Annotated in this window: 14 protein-coding genes; 6 read left to right on the plus strand and 8 right to left on the minus strand. The window is 73.1% G+C overall.

Annotated elements, in window-relative coordinates:
* Positions 1-255: 255 nt before the first annotated feature.
* Genes AB0C15_RS15205 through AB0C15_RS15235 form a run of 7 tightly spaced genes read right to left on the minus strand, consistent with a single transcriptional unit; the run spans position 256 to position 6196 of the window.
* The gene (locus tag AB0C15_RS15205; protein ID WP_357352162.1) at positions 256-1137 is read right to left on the minus strand and encodes an SMP-30/gluconolactonase/LRE family protein; all 882 of its coding nucleotides are present in this window, start codon (positions 1135-1137) and stop codon (positions 256-258) included.
* A gap of 20 nt (positions 1138-1157) precedes the next feature.
* Positions 1158-2099 (minus strand): sugar kinase, encoded by a 942-nt coding sequence (locus AB0C15_RS15210; RefSeq protein ID WP_357352164.1) that lies wholly within the window; start codon positions 2097-2099, stop codon positions 1158-1160.
* Positions 2096-2719 (minus strand): bifunctional 4-hydroxy-2-oxoglutarate aldolase/2-dehydro-3-deoxy-phosphogluconate aldolase, encoded by a 624-nt coding sequence (locus AB0C15_RS15215; RefSeq protein ID WP_357352166.1) that lies wholly within the window; start codon positions 2717-2719, stop codon positions 2096-2098. The genes AB0C15_RS15210 and AB0C15_RS15215 overlap by 4 nt, the downstream gene beginning before the upstream one ends.
* Positions 2720-2728: 9 nt before the next feature.
* Positions 2729-3565 carry a hypothetical protein gene (locus AB0C15_RS15220; RefSeq protein ID WP_357352168.1) on the minus strand — a complete coding sequence of 279 codons (837 nt, stop codon included), beginning with the start codon at positions 3563-3565 and terminating at the stop codon, positions 2729-2731.
* On the minus strand, positions 3562-4707 hold the full coding sequence (gene dgoD / locus AB0C15_RS15225; protein WP_357352170.1) for a galactonate dehydratase: 1146 nt from the start codon (positions 4705-4707) through the stop codon (positions 3562-3564). The genes AB0C15_RS15220 and dgoD overlap by 4 nt, the downstream gene beginning before the upstream one ends.
* The gene (locus AB0C15_RS15230) at positions 4704-5414 is read right to left on the minus strand and encodes an FCD domain-containing protein (protein ID WP_357352172.1); all 711 of its coding nucleotides are present in this window, start codon (positions 5412-5414) and stop codon (positions 4704-4706) included. The genes dgoD and AB0C15_RS15230 overlap by 4 nt, the downstream gene beginning before the upstream one ends.
* A 35-nt stretch (positions 5415-5449) precedes the next feature.
* Positions 5450-6196 carry an SDR family oxidoreductase gene (locus tag AB0C15_RS15235; RefSeq protein WP_357352174.1) on the minus strand — a complete coding sequence of 249 codons (747 nt, stop codon included), beginning with the start codon at positions 6194-6196 and terminating at the stop codon, positions 5450-5452.
* Positions 6197-6355: 159 nt separating this feature from the next.
* Here AB0C15_RS15235 and AB0C15_RS15240 point away from each other — a divergent pair, with 159 nt between their 5' ends.
* The 6 genes from AB0C15_RS15240 (at position 6356) to AB0C15_RS15265 (ending at position 14399) form a co-directional block, all read left to right on the plus strand.
* Positions 6356-7651 carry an extracellular solute-binding protein gene (locus AB0C15_RS15240; protein ID WP_357352176.1) on the plus strand — a complete coding sequence of 432 codons (1296 nt, stop codon included), beginning with the start codon at positions 6356-6358 and terminating at the stop codon, positions 7649-7651.
* Between the two features lies 1 nt (position 7652).
* Positions 7653-8573, plus strand: a complete 921-nt coding sequence (locus tag AB0C15_RS15245; protein ID WP_357352178.1) for a sugar ABC transporter permease — start codon at positions 7653-7655, stop codon at positions 8571-8573.
* On the plus strand, positions 8570-9391 hold the full coding sequence (locus AB0C15_RS15250; RefSeq protein ID WP_357352180.1) for a carbohydrate ABC transporter permease: 822 nt from the start codon (positions 8570-8572) through the stop codon (positions 9389-9391). Before AB0C15_RS15245 ends, AB0C15_RS15250 begins: the two co-directional genes overlap by 4 nt.
* Entirely contained in the window at positions 9388-11466 is a 2079-nt protein-coding gene (locus tag AB0C15_RS15255) for an alpha-galactosidase (protein WP_357352182.1), read from the plus strand. The genes AB0C15_RS15250 and AB0C15_RS15255 overlap by 4 nt, the downstream gene beginning before the upstream one ends.
* Before the next feature lie 46 nt (positions 11467-11512).
* Complete coding sequence (locus AB0C15_RS15260; RefSeq protein WP_357352184.1) at positions 11513-13756, plus strand: glycoside hydrolase family 27 protein; 2244 nt, start codon at positions 11513-11515, stop codon at positions 13754-13756.
* Between the two features lie 217 nt (positions 13757-13973).
* Positions 13974-14399 (plus strand): hypothetical protein, encoded by a 426-nt coding sequence (locus tag AB0C15_RS15265; RefSeq protein ID WP_357352186.1) that lies wholly within the window; start codon positions 13974-13976, stop codon positions 14397-14399.
* A 112-nt stretch (positions 14400-14511) separates the two neighbouring features.
* Here AB0C15_RS15265 and AB0C15_RS15270 read toward each other — a convergent pair whose 3' ends face one another.
* Positions 14512-17007, minus strand: coding sequence for an AAA family ATPase (locus tag AB0C15_RS15270; RefSeq protein WP_357352188.1), 2496 nt, complete (start codon positions 17005-17007; stop codon positions 14512-14514).
* Between the last annotated feature and the right edge of the window lie 44 nt (positions 17008-17051).

A 17051-nucleotide genomic window follows, 5' to 3' on the forward strand; every position in this document is an offset into this window, starting at 1 on the left:
CACCCGCTGCCTCAAGCGCTACATCGCCCGACAGCTCTACCGCACCATCACCACCCACCACCGCACCCCTTGACAACCTCACTCACAGATCGGCGCAACCTGCAAGATCGGCGCGACCTTCCGGCCGGCCTGCCCCGGTCAGCGCCGAAGCAGCACCGGGCCGGCGTCGACGCGGGTGCGGAACAGCGCGTACGGCTTGCGTCGCAGGTCCTTGCCGCGCTGGTACTGCGGCTGCCGGTGCAGTTGGTTCGCGGGTCAGCTCGGCGGCGCGGCGGCCGGCGCGGTGGGCAGACCGGGGGTCGGGACGTCCACCGCGAGCAGGGCCCCGTCCGCCGGGCCTGGCGTGTCCAGCCCCACTCGGGCGGTGCCGATGAAGAGTCGGCGCAGGTCGGGGCCGCCCAGGCAGATGCCGGCCGGCTGTGTGGCCGGCAGCCGGATCTCCCGGTCGAGGGTGCCGTCGGGCCGGTAACGGCGTACCGCGGAGCCGCCCCAGAGCGCGATCCAGAGGTGACCGGCCACGTCGAGCGTCATGCCGTCCGGGCCGCCGTCGGCGGGGGACAGCCGCACGAACGGCTCCCGCCCGCTCAGTGCCCCGGTGGCGGGGTCGACGGTGAACCTGTCGATCTCGCCACGGGGGGTGTCGGCCAGGTACATGGTGGTGCCGGCCGCGTCGAACGCCGGCCCGTTCGGGATGGTCAGCCCGGTCACCGCGGGGACCGGCTCGGCGCCCGGGGTCAGGCGGAACAGCGTGCCACCGCCGGGCACCATCGCGTACGCCATGCTGCCGGCCCAGAAGCGGCCGTGCGGGTCGGCGACCGCGTCGTTCATGCGGGTCGGCTCGGGTGCGTCGGCGACGAGTTCGGTGACCGGCCGGGGGTCGCCGGTGGCGGGCAGCACCGTGACACCGGTCCCGGCGGCGGCCAACCATTCGCCAGGTCGGTCGACCACCGGGGCGACCGCGCCGAGCGGCACGTCGAGGCGGCGTAGCTCCCGCAGCGGGGTCGGGGCGTCGCCGTCGGTCTCCAGCAGCCGCCCGGCGAGCAGGTCGACGAGGACCAGCCGGCCGTCGACCCAGCGCAGGCCCTCACCCAGCTCCAGCCGGTCGGCGCTCCAGACGGTCGGCTCGGTCAACTCCATGGTGCTCCTCCAAAGGTTCGTCAGCGGACCGTACCGCCGGGGTCCTGGTCGAGCAGCGCCAGCTCGGCCCGGTTGGGCAGACCCTCCCAGTCACCCCGGGTGGCGACTGCGTACGCGCCGGTGGTGACGGCCCGGTCCAGTCGGGCCGACGCGTCGTCGCCGTCGAGCCAGCCGGAGAGCAGCCCGGCCACGAAGGCATCTCCCGCGCCGACGGTGTCCACGACCGGAACCGTCCGGGCTGGACGGTGGATCGTGCCGGTGGCGCTGTGGCTCGTCGCTCCGCCGGCGCCGTGCTTGACCACGACCTCGGTGACGCCGGCCGAGAGTAGCGCCGAGGCGGGGTCGGCCGCGTCGGTAAGCACGGTCAACTCGTCGTCGGAGGCGATCACCAGATCGATCGATGGCAGTAGTGGGCGCAGCGCGCCAGCGGCCTGGGCGACCGACCAGAGCCGGTTGCGGTGGTTGACGTCCAGGCAGATCGTGCTGCCGGCCGCGCGGGCGCGTCGTACGGCCTCCACCACCGCCTGGTACGGCTCGACGCCCAGCGCGCAGGTGATCCCGGTGACGTGCAGCAGCCGGGGTGGTGGCCCGGGCGCGTCGAAGGCCCTGGTCACGTCGGCCGGGTCCAGCCGTGAGCCGGCCGACCCGGCGCGGTGGTAGGTGACCCGGTTGATGTCGGCGACCCGGTTCTCGAAGAGGATCAGCCCGGTGGGTGCGGTCGCGTCGACCCGGGACCAGGTCAGGTCGACGCCCTCGGCGCGCAGCGTACGGCGGATTAGCTCGCCGGGCTCGTCGGCGCCGGTGACGCCGACCCAGGCGGCCCGGTGGCCGAGCCGGGCCAGGCCGATCGCCACGTTCGACTCGGCGCCGGCGACGGTGATCCCGGCGGTGCCGCCCAGACGCAGTGGGCCGGTGGTGCGGAACGCCGCCATCGTCTCGCCGAGCGTGAGCAGGTCGGTCATGGCCGGACCGCCGCGAGGAAGGCAGCGACGCGGTTACGCAACGCCGTCGGGTCACCGCCGCGGACGGCGTCCCCGAGCAGCGGGGAACCGACGCCGACAGCTGACGCGCCCCGGTCGAGGTAGCGCCGGGCGCCGTCCGCGTCGACCCCGCCGACCGGAACGAATGCGGTCCCGGGGAACGGGTCGCGTAGGGCGCCGAGGTAGTCGGGACCGCCGAGGGAGGCCGGGAAGAGCTTGATCGCGGTCGCCCCGCCGTTGTTCGCCTGCACCACCTCGGTGGGGGTGAGCGCGCCGGCGAGCACTGGTAGCCCGAGCCGGCCGCCCTCGGCGAGGCTCGGTGCGATCGCCGGAGTGACCAGGAAGCCGGCACCCGCGTCGGCTGCCGCGCGGGCGTCCTCGACACTGAGCACGGTGCCCGCGCCCAGGGCGAAATCGGGCCCGAGGGCGGTTCTGGCACGCCGGATGACGTCGAGCGCGTCGGCGCTCGTCAACGAGACCTCGACCAGGGCGACGCCACTCTCGGCCAGGGTGAGCACGGCGGCGAGCGCCGCCGCCGGGTCCGGGCCGCGCACGATGGCCAACAGGCGATGGGTACGCAGCTCGTCGAGCAGGTTCAGCACGGTGAGTCCTCAGTGGAAGCGGTGGGCGGAGATGGTGAGTCGCCAGGTGACCTCGCCGCTGGGCGGAACGACCGCCGCGTCGTCGGGGCCGGCGTCGGCCAGGTCGAAGGCCGCGCCGAGCATCGGTTCGACCCCGATGCTGCGGTACGGGCGGCTCGTCGGCCAGCCGCCCAGGTTGCGCCAGAGCGCGGTGCTGCGGGGCTGGTCCGCGCACTCCAGCTCCAGGGTGAGCCGGTCGGCTCCGTCCACCACCTGCACGCGGGCGCAGTCGCGCAGCACCGCGCCGAGCGCGGTCCCGTCGTCCGGCCCGAACGTGTCGAGGGTCAGCCCGGCCGGGGCCGGCCACGGCCCGGTCAGCCGCGGCTCGCCGGTGGGCCAGCCGCCCGGCGGCAGGAGTACGGCGGCCTCCGGGTGCAGCCGGGTCGGGGTGCCGGCGGGCGCATCGAGGCGGGCGGCGGGGGAGAGGTCGAGCAGGGCGTGCGCGGCCCAGACGAATCGGTGTCCGGGGTCCGCGGTCAGTCGGTAGTCGGCCACCACCACGCCGCCGTCGTCGCTGACCCGGCGGGCGAGGGTGAACGACGGGCGCTCGATGACCACGGTGCCGGGGCTGACGCTCCGCCAGGGCCGCGACCACACCTCGCCGTGGTCGGGCTCGCCGCGCACGGTGGGCAGGCACTCCTCCAGCCCGCCGGCGTCGACGAACGCGTCGTCGGGGCGTACCTGGTGCCGGCCGGGTGCCGGGCCTCGCCACAGCCACTCCCGGTCGCCGCCGTGCAGACTCGTCCACCGGCCGCCGTGCGCCGCGTCGTACGACACCCGCAGGGCCACCGGCCTCGCGCCGGTCACCACTCGGCGAACGACCCGTCGGCGTGCTGCCAGACCGGGTTGCGCCAGGCGTGCGGGGTCTGGGCGGCCTTGCGGACCGCCGCCTCGTCGACGGTGATGCCCAGGCCGGGCCGGTCGAAGCGGGCGATGTGCCCGTCGACGAAACGGAACGGCTCCGGGTCGACCAGATAGTCGAGCAACTCCGAGCCGGCGTTGTAGTGGATGCCGATGCTCTGCTCCTGGATCAGGAAGTTCGGCGTCGCGAAGGCCACCTGGAGGCTGGCCGCCAGGGAGATCGGGCCGAGCGGGCAGTGCGGGGCGAGCAGCGCGCCGTACGTCTCGGCAAGCGCGGCGATCCGGCGGACCTCGGAGATCCCGCCGGCGTGCGACAGGTCCGGTTGGACCACGGCGACCCCGGCCTGCAACGGGCCGAGGAACTCGGTGCGACCGTAGAGCCGCTCGCCGGTGGCCACCGGGATCGGCGTGCTGGCGACGATGTCACGCAGGTGGTGTGCCTGGTCGGGCAGGACCGGCTCCTCCACGAAGAACGGGCGCAGGGCGGCCAGTTCGGGCAGGATCCGGCGGACGGCGGCCATCCCGGCGCGACCGTGGAAGTCCACGGCGATGTCCCGGTCGGGGCCGAGCACCTCGCGGGCGGCGGCCACCCGACCGACGACCGCATCCACCTCGGCCGAGGTGGGGATCGGCGAGAGCCGGCCGCTGGCGTTCATCTTGACCCCGGTGAGGCCGGCGGCGACCTGGGCGGCGGCGGCGTCGGCCACCTCGCCGGGCTCGTCCCCGCCGATCCACGAGTAGACCCGCACCCGGTCGCGCACCGGCCCGCCGAGCAGCGCGTGCACCGGCGCGCCGTACGCCTGGCCGGCGATGTCCCAGAGCGCCTGGTCGAGGCCGGCGACCGCGCTGGAGAGGATCGGGCCGCCCCGGTAGAAACCGCCCTTGGTGAGCACCTGCCAGTGCTGCTCGATGCGCAGTGGGTCCGCACCGATCAGGTGTTCGGAGAGCACCTCGACCGCGCTGCGCACCACCTCGGCGCGGCCCTCGACCACCGGCTCACCCCACCCGACCAGCCCGTCGTCGGTCTCCACCCGGCAGAACAACCACCGTGGCGCGACCAGGAAGGTCTCGATCCGCTCGATCTTCACCGACTGCCCCTTCGTCCCCGTGCCTTCTCGACGTCGCGGACGGCCTTGTCCAGCAACTGACGCATCGCGGTCTCGGCCGCCGTCTCGTCCCGGTCGCGCAGCGCCTCGACCACCGCTCGGTGGCTGGGCACCGGGTCGTCGTGCGCGGCGCCGCCGTGCACCAGGCGGTCCCGTTCGGCGAGCCCGGTCTCCATCACCACCTCCATCCGCTCCAGCAACTCGTTGTGGGTGGCGGTGAGCAGCGCGCGGTGGAACGCGAGGTCGGCGGCGGTGGCGGCGGCGGGATCACCGTCGGCCTGGGCCATCTCGGCCAGGGCCCGGTCGAGGGCGGTCAGGTCGTCCTCGGTGGCGCGGGTGGCGGCCAGTCGGGCGGCGGCCGGCTCGATGATGGCGCGCACCTCGTGCAGTTGGTCGAGCAGGCGCTGGTCGGTGCCCTCGGCGAACTGCCAGCGGATCACGTCCCCGTCGAGCAGGTTCCAGTCCGCCCGGGGACGGACGAAGGTGCCGCGCTTCTGTCGGGCGTCCACGATGCCCTTGGCCGAGAGGACCTTCAGCGCCTCGCGGAGGGCTGTGAGGCTGACGTCGAACTCCTCCTGCAACGCGACGATGTTCAGGGTCGCGCCGGCCGCGATCTCGCCGGTGAGGATGCGACGGGCGATCGCTTCGACGGTCTGCCCGTGGACGCCACGGCGTGCGTACTGTGCCAATGCTCCTGGCCTTTTCGCTGGTCGGTATCGATCTCTCAGGCCGAGGTTTTCACCGCTGTCCAGCCGCCGTCCACCACGAGGCTCGCGCCGGTGACGTAGGCGGCGTCCGGCGAGGCGAGGAACGCGACGGTGGCGGCCACCTCGTCAGGTGTGCCGAAGCGCTTCGCGACGGTCTCCGCGACGCTGCGCTGCCTGTCCTCTTCGGACACGTCGGCCCAGGCGGCGGTGAGGATCGGCCCGGGAAGCACGGTGTTGACCCGGACCTGCGGGCCGTACTCCACGGCGAGCTGGCGGCCGAGGGCGACCAGGCCGCCCTTGGCCGCGGCGTACGCGGGCCGACCGGGCAACCCGACGAGCGCGTGCACCGAGGAGATCAGCACCACCGCGCCCGAACGCGCCCGCAGATCGTCCAGGCAGGCGCGGACGCCGAGGAACGAGCCGGTGAGGCTGACGCCGAGCTGGTCGTCCCAGGACTGCCGGCTGGTCTCGTGGGCCGGCGCGACCCGCACCGCGTACGCGGTGCTGACCAGGATGTCGACCGGGCCGAGGTTCGCTCGTGTCGCCGCTACCGCGGCCGTCCAGTCGCTCTCCTCGCTGACACTGCCCATTACGGACAGTGCTTGGTGGCCGGCGGCGGTCAGCTCCTCGGCCAGCGGCGTCGGATCGTGGACGTCGAGCAGCGCGACAGCCGCTCCCTCGGCGGAGAGTCGCCTGGCGATGGCCGCGCCGATCCCGCCCATCGCGCCGGTGACCAGTGCGTTCTTGCCTTCAAGCCGGCGCATAGGCTGATCCACCTGACCCTCGCCTTGGTCTCGTCTAATCATTAATTACGAAGATATCTTGACAGCCGGCGAGGGTCGATGCAACCTTCTGGTCACAGCATTCACATGGACGACACATCGCGTGGTGACGCTGAGTGTCGTAAAGGAAGGGATACCTCCGTGAGCGACTTCGACCCCGGTCGCCGGCGATTCCTTGGCCACCTCGGGCTCGCCGGCCTGGGCGCGCTCGGCGCCAGCTCGTTCCTCAGCGCGTGCGCCAGCTCCGCCAGCGGGCCGACCACGAGCGGCGGCTCGGGCGCGGTCACCATCCAGTCCAACCTCTCCTCGCCGCAGGCCAAGGCGGCGATGGAGAAGCTGATCGAGACCTTCAACGCGCAGGGCAAGGGCACGGCGAGCCTCAACACGATCGCCTCGGAGACCTTCCGGACCCAGCTGCCGACCTACCTGACCTCGGCAAACCCGCCGGACCTCTACACCTGGTACGCGGGCTCGGTCGCCAACGACTACGCCAGCAAGAACCTGCTGCTTGACGTCTCCGAGGTCTGGAAGTCGCTCGGCGACTACCCCGAGTCGCTGCGCACCCTCTCCACCGACGCCAGCGGCAAGCAGATCTTCGTGCCGATGAACAACTACTGGTGGGGCTTCTTCTACCGCAAGTCCAACTTTGCCAAGTGGGGCGTGCAGGAGCCGAAGACCTGGACCGAGTTCCTGGCGCTCTGCGAGACGCTGAAGGGCAAGGGCGTCCCGCCGATCGGCATCGGCCTCGGCGACACCCCGTGGGTGGCCTCGGCCTGGTTCGACTACCTGAACATCCGGATCAACGGCGCGCCGTTCCACCGCGAGCTGCTCGCCGGCAAGCAGCGCTTCGACGACCCGAAGGTCAAGGCGGTCTTCACCCGCTGGCGCGAGGCCCTGCCCTACTTCGACCCCAAGGGCAAGGCGTACCCGTTCCAGGAGGCGACCACCGCCCTGCTGGCCGGCAAGACCGGCATGTTCCTGATCGGGACCTTCTTCGCCGACGCAGCACCCAAGGACGCGCTCGGTGACCTGGACTTCTTCCGGTTCCCGATCATCGACCCGGCGGTTCCGCTGGCCGAGGAGGCACCCACCGACGGCTTCTTCGCAAGCGCGAAGACCGCCAACCCGGCCGGCACCAAGGCCCTGCTGACCTACCTCTCCGGGGTTGAGGCCCAGGAGGCGTACGTCAAGGCCAGCTCCGGCATCGTGCTGCCGGCCAACCCCAGGGCCAAGGCGTCCGACTCCCCGCTCGTGGTCAAGGGCAAGGCGATGCTCGGCGAGGCCAAGGAGCTGACCCAGTTCTTCAACCGCGACTCCAGCGACGCGCTCCAGCCGACCGCGGACACCGCGCTGACCAAGTTCATCGACAAGCCGGACCAGATCGACGCGATCCTGCGGGAGTGGCAGGCCGGCGCCGAGAAGGTCTTCAAGGGCTGACGTGACAGCAACGATCTCCCCGACTTCGGTCACCCCCACCCGGCGGCGGCGACGGTCGGCTCGACTGTCGCCGCTGCTGGTGGCGTTCGTCCTCGTGCCGTTCGCGGTCGAGAGCATCTGGGTGTTCTGGCCGGCGCTCCAGGGCTTCTGGTTCTCGCTCACCCGCTGGGACGGGATGACACCGCCGACCTTCGTCGGCGCGGACAACTACGTCGAGCTGGCCGGCGACGCCACCTTCCGGGGTGCGCTCGTCAACACGGTGATCTGGTTGGTGCTGTTCGGCGGCCTCTCCGTGCTGGGTGGCTTCGGGATGGCGCTCGTCCTGCAGAAGGAGCGGCGCGGCGTCGGCTTCTACCGGGCCGCGCTGTTCACACCCGTGGTCTTCTCGCTGGTGGTGACGGCGCTGGTCTGGCGGGTGTTCTACCAACCCGACGGCATCGCCGACACGCTGCTGCGGGCCGTCGGCTTGGAGCACCTGATCCGGCCCTGGCTGGCCGACCCGCAGACCGCCCTGTACGCGGTGATCCTGCCCGCCCTGTGGCGGCAGATCGGGTACGTGATGGTGCTGTTCCTGGCCGGGTTGAAGGCGATCGACCCGGCGCTGCACGAGGCGGCCCGGATGGACGGCGCCAACTCCTGGCAGCGGCTGCGGCACGTCACCATTCCCCAACTCCGGGGGGTCAACGCGGTGGTCCTGTCGGTCATCGTGATCGACTCGCTGCGCTCGTTCGACATCGTCTGGTCGTTGACCAAGGGCGGGCCGTACCACTCGTCGGAGCTGCTCAGCACCTACATGTACTCGACCGCGTTCCAGAGCCTGCGGCTGGGCTACGCCTCGGCGATCGCCGTCGTGATCTTCGTGCTCGCGCTCGCCGTCATCCTCGGCTACCTGGTCCGGGCGTTCCGGGAGGAAGCGTCATGAACAAGCTCCGTACCGGGGCCTTCCACACCGGCATGATCCTGCTCTCGCTGCTCTGGCTGGGCCCGGTGCTCTGGGTGGTGGTGATGTCCACCCGGTCGTTCGACGACATCGCCGCGCACGGCGTGGGCAGCCTGCCCCGGTCGTTCACCCTGGACACCTACCGGCAGGCGTGGACCGACGGCGGCGAACTGCGCGCCCTGATCAACAGCATGCTGGTCACCGTCCCGTCCGTGCTGGTGAGCCTCGCTCTGGCCGCGATGGCCGCGTTCGCGCTGAGTCGCTTCCGGATCCCCGGCCGGCGGACCATCCTGCTGCTGATGCTCGCCGGCAACCTGCTGCCACCGCAGATCCTGCTCATCCCGGTGGCCAAGTTCAGCGAGCTGACCGGCCTGTACGACACGCTTTGGGCGCTGATCGCGGTGCAGGTCGGCTTCGGGCTCGGCTTCTACGCGTTCGTCCTGCACGGCTTCATGCGGGACCTGCCGGGCGAGATCCAGGAGGCGGCCACCATCGACGGCGCCGGCACCGCGCAGATCTTCACCCGGGTGATGCTGCCGCTGACCCGACCCGCGCTCGCCGCCCTCGGGGCGCTCTCCTTCACCTGGATCTTCAACGACCTGCTCTGGGCGATCACCGTGCTGCGTACCGACGACAACATGCCGGTGACGCCGGCGCTGCTCGCCCTCCAGGGACAGTTCGTCTCCTCCTGGAACGTCATCGCCGCCGGTACGGTCATCGCCGCCGTACCCACCGTCGCGGTGTTCCTGCGCTTCCAGCGGCACTTCGTCTCCGGCCTGGCGCTGGGAGCGGTCAAGTGACCCGGCAGCGGTGGACGCTGCGCGGCGCGCACACCGAGTACACGGTGACGGTGCCGGCGCACGGTCGCTGGCTGGAGCTCGTCGCGTGGGGTCCGCACGGCGTCTCGGACGGGCCGTCGCCGGTGGCCTACGACGGCCCGGTCCCGTTCCTGACCGCCGGGGACGCGGCCCCCATCGAGTACGCCACCGACGCCGACCGCCCGTTCACCGGTGCCGACCTGGTGATCGAGGCCCCCAACGGGCAGCGGCGGGTGGGCTTCGCGCACACCGACGCGCGGGCCGACGCCGGCCGGCGGGAGCTGGCCGTCGACTTCGCCGACCCGGTCACCGGGCTGCGCGCCACCGTGCACTACCGGGTGCCCGCCGGCACCGACGTGGTGCAGCGGTGGGTCGAGCTGACGAACGACGGCGTCGACGCGCTGCGGGTGGTCCGGGCCGGCTCGGGGGGTTTCTGCGTACCGACCCCGCACGGCGCGCTGCTCAGCCATCAGTGGGGCCAGTGGGAGCAGGAGTTCCAGCTCTCCCACGTCGAGCTGGGCCACGGAACCTTCAGCATCGGCAGCTCTCAGGGCGTACCCGGGCATCTGCACGTGCCCTGGCTCGCCGTGCGCGACACCGCGGACCCGGCCGGCCCGGCGTGGGGGATGGCTCTGGCCTGGACCGGCTCGTGGGAGATCAGCGCCGAGCGCGACACCGGCGGTCTGACCCGGGTCCGGGTCGGCCGTCAGCTGGTCGACGGTCCGCTGGCGCTTGCCGCCGGCGAGCGGCTGACCCTGCCGGTGGTCACCGGGGCGTACAGCCCGGACGGCCTGGACGGGCTGGCCCGGGTCTGGCACACCCACCAGCGGTTGCTGGCGGCCGACCGGCTCACCCCGCGCCCGGTGCTCTACAACTCCTGGGAGGCGACCTACTTCGCCGTCGAGGCGCAGAGTCAGCTCGCCCTCGCCCAGGTCGCCGCCGAGTTGGGCGTCGAGACGTTCGTCGTGGACGACGGCTGGTTCGTCGGCCGCAACGACGACACCGCCGGGCTCGGTGACTGGACGCCCGACCCGGCGAAGTTCCCGGCCGGGTTCGACACGTTCATCGCCGACGTCCGCGCGCTCGGGCTGAACTTCGGCCTCTGGGTCGAGCCGGAGTGCGTCAACCCGAAGTCGTCCCTGTACGCCGAGCACCCCGAGTGGGTCTACTCCGTCGACGGTCGCCCGCTCACCCCGGTCCGCAACCAGTACCTGCTCGACCTGGGCCGGCCGGAGGTCGCCGAGTTCGTCCACGGCACCGTCGACGGTCTGCTGCGCCGGTACGACATCGACTACCTGAAGTGGGACTTCAACCGGCCACGCACCGAGCCGGGCCGCCCCGGCGGGATCGCTCCGCTCGACTTGGACGGCGCGCACGTCGCCAACCTGCACCGCATCTACGAGCAACTGCGTCGGGACCACCCCGGCGTGCTGATCGAGGCCTGTGCCGGCGGTGGCGCGCGCACCGACCTGGCGATGGCCGCCCGGGCCGACGTCTTCTGGCCCAGCGACAACACCGGCCCGCTGGACCGGCTGGCCATCCAGTACGGCTTCCTGCACGCCAACGCCCCGCACCTGCTCAGCTCCTGGGTCACCGACGCGCCCGGCCTGTTCGACCCACGGCCCCGGACGCTCGCGTTCCGGTTCGTCCTCGCGATGGCCGGTGTGCTCGGCATCGGCGCGGACATCCGGGCCTGGACCCCCGACGAGCGCGCCGAGGCGGCCGGCTGGATCGCCCGCTACAAGGAGATCCGGGACGTCGTCACGCACGGCGAGGTGCACCTGATCGGCGGCCCCGACCAGGCCCGCTGCGCGGTGCAGTACACCGCGCCGGACGAGAGCCGGGTGGTCGTCCTGGCCTGGCACACCGGCCGGCTCGACGGTGCCGGGCTGCTCCCGTCCCGCCCGGTCCGGTTGCCCCTGCGGGGCCTCGATCCGGCGGCCCGTTACTCGCACGGCGATCGGCACTACTCCGGCAGCCACCTCGCCGCTGTCGGCCTGCCCGTGCAGTGGAGCGCGACCCACGACGCCGACCTCATCGTGCTGACCCGCGACTGAGATCGGAGCACCACCACCCCCACCCCCGAGGGACAGGAGTACCTCCATGCGCCTGAACCGACCGCTGACCGCCGCCCTGGCCGTGCTCGGCCTGGGCCTGGCCAGCCCCATGCCGGCGATGGCCGGCCCACCGTCTGCCGGCCCACCGCCTGCGAGCCCGACCCCTGCCGGCCCGAGCGCTGTCGGCCACGGGCCCGGCCGTCCCGGTCACGCCCCGGCGGCCACCGGTGCCGAGGACCAGGGCGCGCCGACGTTCTTCAACAGCGGCCTCGCCCCGACGCCCTACCAGGGCTGGAACACCTACTTCGGTCTCGGTGGCGACCCCACCGAGGCCGAAGTACGGTCGGTCACCGACCACATGGTCCACAGTGGCCTCCGCGACGCCGGCTACACCTACGTCTGGATCGACGGCAACTGGGCCGCGCCCACCCCGCGCAACGAGGCCGGCAACCTCGTCGCCGACCCGGCCCGCTTCCCCGGCGGGATGGCCGCGCTGGCCGCGTACATCCACAGCAGGGGTATGAAGGCCGGCATCTACACCGACGCCGGCCCGTACCTGCCGGGGCAGTGCGGGCTCGGCAGCAACGGCCACTACCAGGCCGACATCGCCCAGTTCGCCGGTTGGGGCTTCGACGCGCTCAAGGCCGACTGGCTCTGTGGCCGGGCCGCCGGCCTCGACCCGGAGACCACCTTCCGGGAACTGGCCGAGGCGGTACGCCAGTCGCCCCGCCCGATGCTGCTCAACATCTGCAACCCGGTCAGCTCGGACTGGGGTGGCGGCCCGTACACCCCTGAGCAGCTCTCCACCTGGAGCTACACGTACGCGCCGACAATCGCCGACTCCTGGCGGACGTACACCGACGTGGGGCTCACCGACCCGACCCCGCAGTGGGCGTACCCGTGGGTGCTGCGCAACATGGACGTCAACGCGTACCACCCGGCGGCCACCGGCCCGGGGCACTACAACGACCCGGACTACCTGCTGCCGATGCGTCCGCTGCCCGACGGCGGGTACGAGTTGAGCCTGGAGGAGTCCAAGACGCAGCTCGGCATGTGGGCCATCATGGCCGCGCCGCTGGTGATCGGCTCCGATCCGCGTGGCCTGCCGAAGGAGATGATCTCGGCGCTGACCAACCCGGAGATCGTCGCGGTGGACCAGGATCCACTGGTCCGGCAGGGCGTCAAGGTCGCCGACACCGGCACCGACGCGCAGGTCTGGAGCAAGGTGCTCGCCGGCTCCGGCAAGCGGGCAGTCGCGCTGCTCAACCGGCACGACACCGCCCAGCAGATCACCGTCAACTTCGGCGACGTCGCTCTCGGCGGCGCGGTGCGCGTCCGTGACCTCTGGTCCCGCGTCGACGTGGACGCCCAGCCCGGCACCGCCGGAGTCCAGCCGTTCACCGGCTCGTACACCGTCGAGGTGCCGGCGCACGGCGTGGCCATGCTCCGCCTGACCGGCACCGACCAGGTTGCTGGCGTCGATCTCGGTGGCAGCGCCAGCGCCAGCCCCGCCCTGGTCCGGGTGGACGACACGCACGCCACCGCCTTCGTCCGCGACGCTTCCGGCGCGCTGGCCGTCAACACCCGCACCGGCACGACGTGGGGGACGCGGTGGACCTCGCTCGGCGGCCCGGTCGGCAGTCGGATCCTCGGCCAGCCGGCGGCGTACGGCTCCGCCGACGGGCGGATCGACGTCTTCGTCCGTGGCACCGACAACGCCGCCTGGCAGCGCAGCTACACCGCCGGTACGTGGGGACCGTGGCGCAGCCTCGGTGGCACGTTGACCGACGCTCCCACGGTGGCCTGGACCAGCCCGACGCAGTGGGCCCTTGTCGCCCGCGGTGCCGACGGCAAGCTCTGGTCGCGTACGCCAGGTGGTGGCTGGACCGGCGTCGGGGCTCCCGACAACCGGCCGTTCTACGGTCGGCCGAGCGCGGTCGTCGACGACAACGGTGTGCTGCACGTGGCGGTTCGCAGCCGCACCGACGAGGTGTGGTGGAGCAGCCGAACCGGCACCGGGTGGTCGGCCTGGACCAGCCTGGGCGGCACCACGAGTGGCAGCCCGACCCTGCTCGCCACGTCCGGCCGGGTCTACCTGTTCGCGCTCGCCGCCGACAACCGGCTCTGGCAGCGCAACCTGACCGACGGCGCCTGGGGCGGCTGGTTCCGTCGCGGTGAGTTCGCCACCGACGCGTTCCGGGGCGCTCCCGGTGCCGCCGCAGGTGTCAACGGCAGTGCGTGGCTTGCGGTACGCGGCGTGGACGACCACGTACACCAGATCGTCCTCTGATCCGTGCGGTGGCGGGCCGCCGGCCAGGTCGTGGCGGCGGCCCGCCACTTCGGTTTCCGCTGCCCCGCAGCCGGGAGGGCTGGTGGGTCTGCGACCGGAAGGTCGAGGTCAGCGCGTCCGGGCGTTGACTGGGCCAGCGACGGAGGTCGATGATGTGGGTCGGCCGTCCGCCGTCCGTCCCGGGCGGGTGGGGCCACCCGGAGACGGAGCCCGTCCGATGCCACGCACCCGCCGCTTGACCGCGATGACCCTGGCCCTCGTGCTGCCGATGCTCGTGCTCGGTGGCGCCGCTCCGGCGGCCGCCGCCACCCCCACCCTCCAGATCAGCTCGGTGACCCTGGTGGCCAAGGGCGCCGGTGTGCGCCTGGACTACGTGGTGACCTGTGACGAGGGCGCCGCTGGCGATGTGCGTGCCAGGATCACCCAGGCGGTCGGGAACCGCATCGCCTACGCGTCCGAACCGCAGTACCCGGCCTGGACCTGCACCGGTCAGCCGCAGCCGTTGTCGGCGTTCTTCCCGGCCGACGTCGCCGGCGTTCCGTTCCGCACCGGCGAGGCGCTGCTGTTGGCGTCGATCTCCGCCTGTCCGGGGGCGAACTGCGAATTCGCCCAGACCGAACAGGTGGTGCGGATCGTCCGCTGACACCGGGCGGGCCGCCGTTACGCGGCACCGGCGCGGCGACCGAGCCGGTAGTGCCGCGGATCTCTGAAGGCGGACCGGGCGGCTCGCCACCCGCACCGTCCGTCCGGCCGGTTCAGGCCGGGACGAGGTCGCGGCAGCGGCGCAGGGTGGCCCGGGCCAGCGGCGTGTCACGGCCGGCGATCCCGGCTTCCAGTTCGGCGACCGCCGCCGCGGCCCGCGCCGGTTCACCCTGCGCCGCAGCGGCCTCGGCCAGCACCAGCACCGCGTCGGCGGCCCACGCCAGGATGCCTTTTCCGCGTACCACCGACAGCGCCTCCGTCGCGTGCCGGACGGCCTCGTCCGGCTGCCTGGTCAGGGTCAGCCGGGCCAAGGCCGAGAGCGCCTGCACCAGCGGCCAGATCGCACCGACCCGCCGGGCGTCGACCACCACCTCCCGCAGCGCCCGTTCGGCCACCGCCACCTCGTCCCGCCCTTCGTCGCCGCTCGCGCCGCCGGCACGTCCCTCGGTCCCACCGTTGCCGTCGCGCGCGGTGCCGTCGGGTCGCGCGGCGTTGCCGTCGGTCGTGGTGCCGTCGGGTCGCGCGGCGTTGCCGTCGCTCGCGGTGCCGTCGGCGGTACGCGCCAGGACGGTCGCCAGCTCGGCCCGTGCGTCCAGCAGGGTGACCGGCATCCGCTCGGCGCTGGCGACCAGCCGACTGAGCCGTTCGGCGAGTCCGTCCAGCCGGCCGGCGGCCCGGTCCAGTGACAGTTCGGTCGCCTCCACCAGGGCCGTCAGCCGCGTGTACCCGGTCTCGTCGACGAGCGCCCGACCGGCCGCCAGGAGCGCTTCGGCAGGTGCGGGGTGGCCGGCGTGCAGCGCCCCCTGCGCCCAGTTCAGGCAGGCCCGAGCATGCTCGCGGGGCCGGTCGGCCAGCTCGGCGGAGGCGCGCAGCTCGGCGATGATCGCCCAGGCCGCCGGGTCGCCCAGCTCCAGCAGCAGCGAGGCTCGGGCGATGCGGACCGCGAGGTGCGCGGCCGGATCCCCGCTGGCCGCCGCGGCGGATTCCGCCTCCGCGTACCGGGCCAGGTGGTCGTCGACGTGCCGGCCGACGACGGTGTCGGGGGCCGCCAGCACCGCGAGCGCCGGGGCCCGGCGGCGCGGCGCACGCAGGTACGGCACGGCACGCTCGATCTCGGTGTACCCGCGCAGCGCCTCGCCCTGCTGGCGCAACATCCGCCCGAGCACCAGACCAAGCTCCCCGCGGGCGCCGGGCGGCAACCGTCGGTCGGCGAGCAGCCGTTCCAGCACCGGGATCGCCTCGGCCTGGCTGAGCCCGTCGATGGCCGACCGGCCCAGCTTGGCGGCGAGCCGGACCCGCACCGGCCGGGGCAGCTCGGCGACGTCCATGGTCTGGAGCAGGAAGCCGGCGGCGGTGGCGTCGTCGCCGCGTTCGGTGGCCAGGTCGGCGGCCGCCTCGGCGTTGCGGACGAAGTCCGCCCCGCTACCGGCCAGCCGGTAGTGGTGCGCCAGCTGGGCCACCGGCCTCGGCAGCGCCTGTTCCAACACCCGTGCCACCCGCAGGTGCAGCCATTCCCGACTCTCCCGGGGCACCAGGTCGTACACCACCTGCCGGGCCAGGTCGTGGCGGAACCGCAGCCCGTCCCCGGCGTCGTGCAGCAGGCCCGCCCGGTGCGCGGCGGTCAACGCCGCGCCGATCGCCACCCGGTCCAGGCTGAGCACCGAGGCGAGGACGCGCTGGTCGGGCGTCATCCCCAGTACGGCAGCCGCGCCGAGCACCTCCCGGGTGGCCTCGTCGAGCGGGCGCAGCCGCCAGAGCAGCACGTCGCGCAGGACGAACGGGACACTGTCGTCCGCCAACGGGTCACCGCCGCGCTCGGCGATCGTTCGCAGCACCTCCTCGACCACGAACGGGATGCCGGCGGTGCGGTCGAGCAGCGTGGCGGTGAGCTGCTGCGGTGGGTCGTCGAGCCGCAGGGTGCGGGCTACCAGCCGGCGTACGTCGTCGGCGTCCAACGGGCTGAGCGGGACGCGCGTGACGCTCCACGGCGGAGTCCGGGCCAGCGCGTCGTGGATCGGCGTACTGCTTCCCGCCGTCGCCGTCCGGGCGGTCAGCACCACGGCGAGCCCGTCCACCGGGTGGGTGCTGAGGTAGGCGAGGAGTTCACAGGTCGCCGGGTCCGCCCAGTGCAGATCCTCGAGCAGCAGCGTGGCGGGGCTCAGCGCGGCGAGCACCGCCGCGACGGCGCGGAGCAGACGATGTCGCTCGGCCGCCGGGTCGGTCAACGGGGGTGGTGGGTCCGGCAGTGCGTCGGCCAGCTCGGGCAGCAGTGGGGCGAGTGCGCCGGCCACCGGGCTGAGCGGACCGAGCCGGTCGGCGCTGCCCCGGATCGCGTCCAGCAGCACACCGAGCGGAAAGGGTTCGGGCACATCGTCGCACTCGCCGACGAGGTGCCGCCCGGGGAGGTCGGCGAGCAGTTCGGCGACGAGTCGGCTCTTGCCGATGCCGGGCTCGCCCTCAAGCAGGATCAGGCAGGGCGGGGTGGCGACCAGCCGGCGTAACTGGGCCAGCTCCGCCGCTCGACCGACGAACTCGACGGGCCCGCGCACGCGTTCGGGGCGGACGGAAGTCGGGCTCCCGCCGCCCCGTGCCG

Source organism: Micromonospora sp. NPDC048835 (assembly GCF_040649995.1).
In the GTDB taxonomy this organism is placed as follows: Bacteria; Actinomycetota; Actinomycetes; order Mycobacteriales; family Micromonosporaceae; genus Micromonospora.

Coding starts and splice junctions, on each gene's coding strand:
- AB0C15_RS15265 (WP_357352186.1), top strand. CDS start 13,974: ATGCCACGCACCCGCCGCTTGACCGCGATGACCCTGGCCCTCGTGCTG.
- AB0C15_RS15250 (WP_357352180.1), top strand. CDS start 8,570: ATGAACAAGCTCCGTACCGGGGCCTTCCACACCGGCATGATCCTGCTC.
- AB0C15_RS15260 (WP_357352184.1), top strand. CDS start 11,513: ATGCGCCTGAACCGACCGCTGACCGCCGCCCTGGCCGTGCTCGGCCTG.
- AB0C15_RS15235 (WP_357352174.1), bottom strand. CDS start 6,196: ATGCGCCGGCTTGAAGGCAAGAACGCACTGGTCACCGGCGCGATGGGC.
- AB0C15_RS15210 (WP_357352164.1), bottom strand. CDS start 2,099: ATGACCGACCTGCTCACGCTCGGCGAGACGATGGCGGCGTTCCGCACC.
- AB0C15_RS15205 (WP_357352162.1), bottom strand. CDS start 1,137: ATGGAGTTGACCGAGCCGACCGTCTGGAGCGCCGACCGGCTGGAGCTG.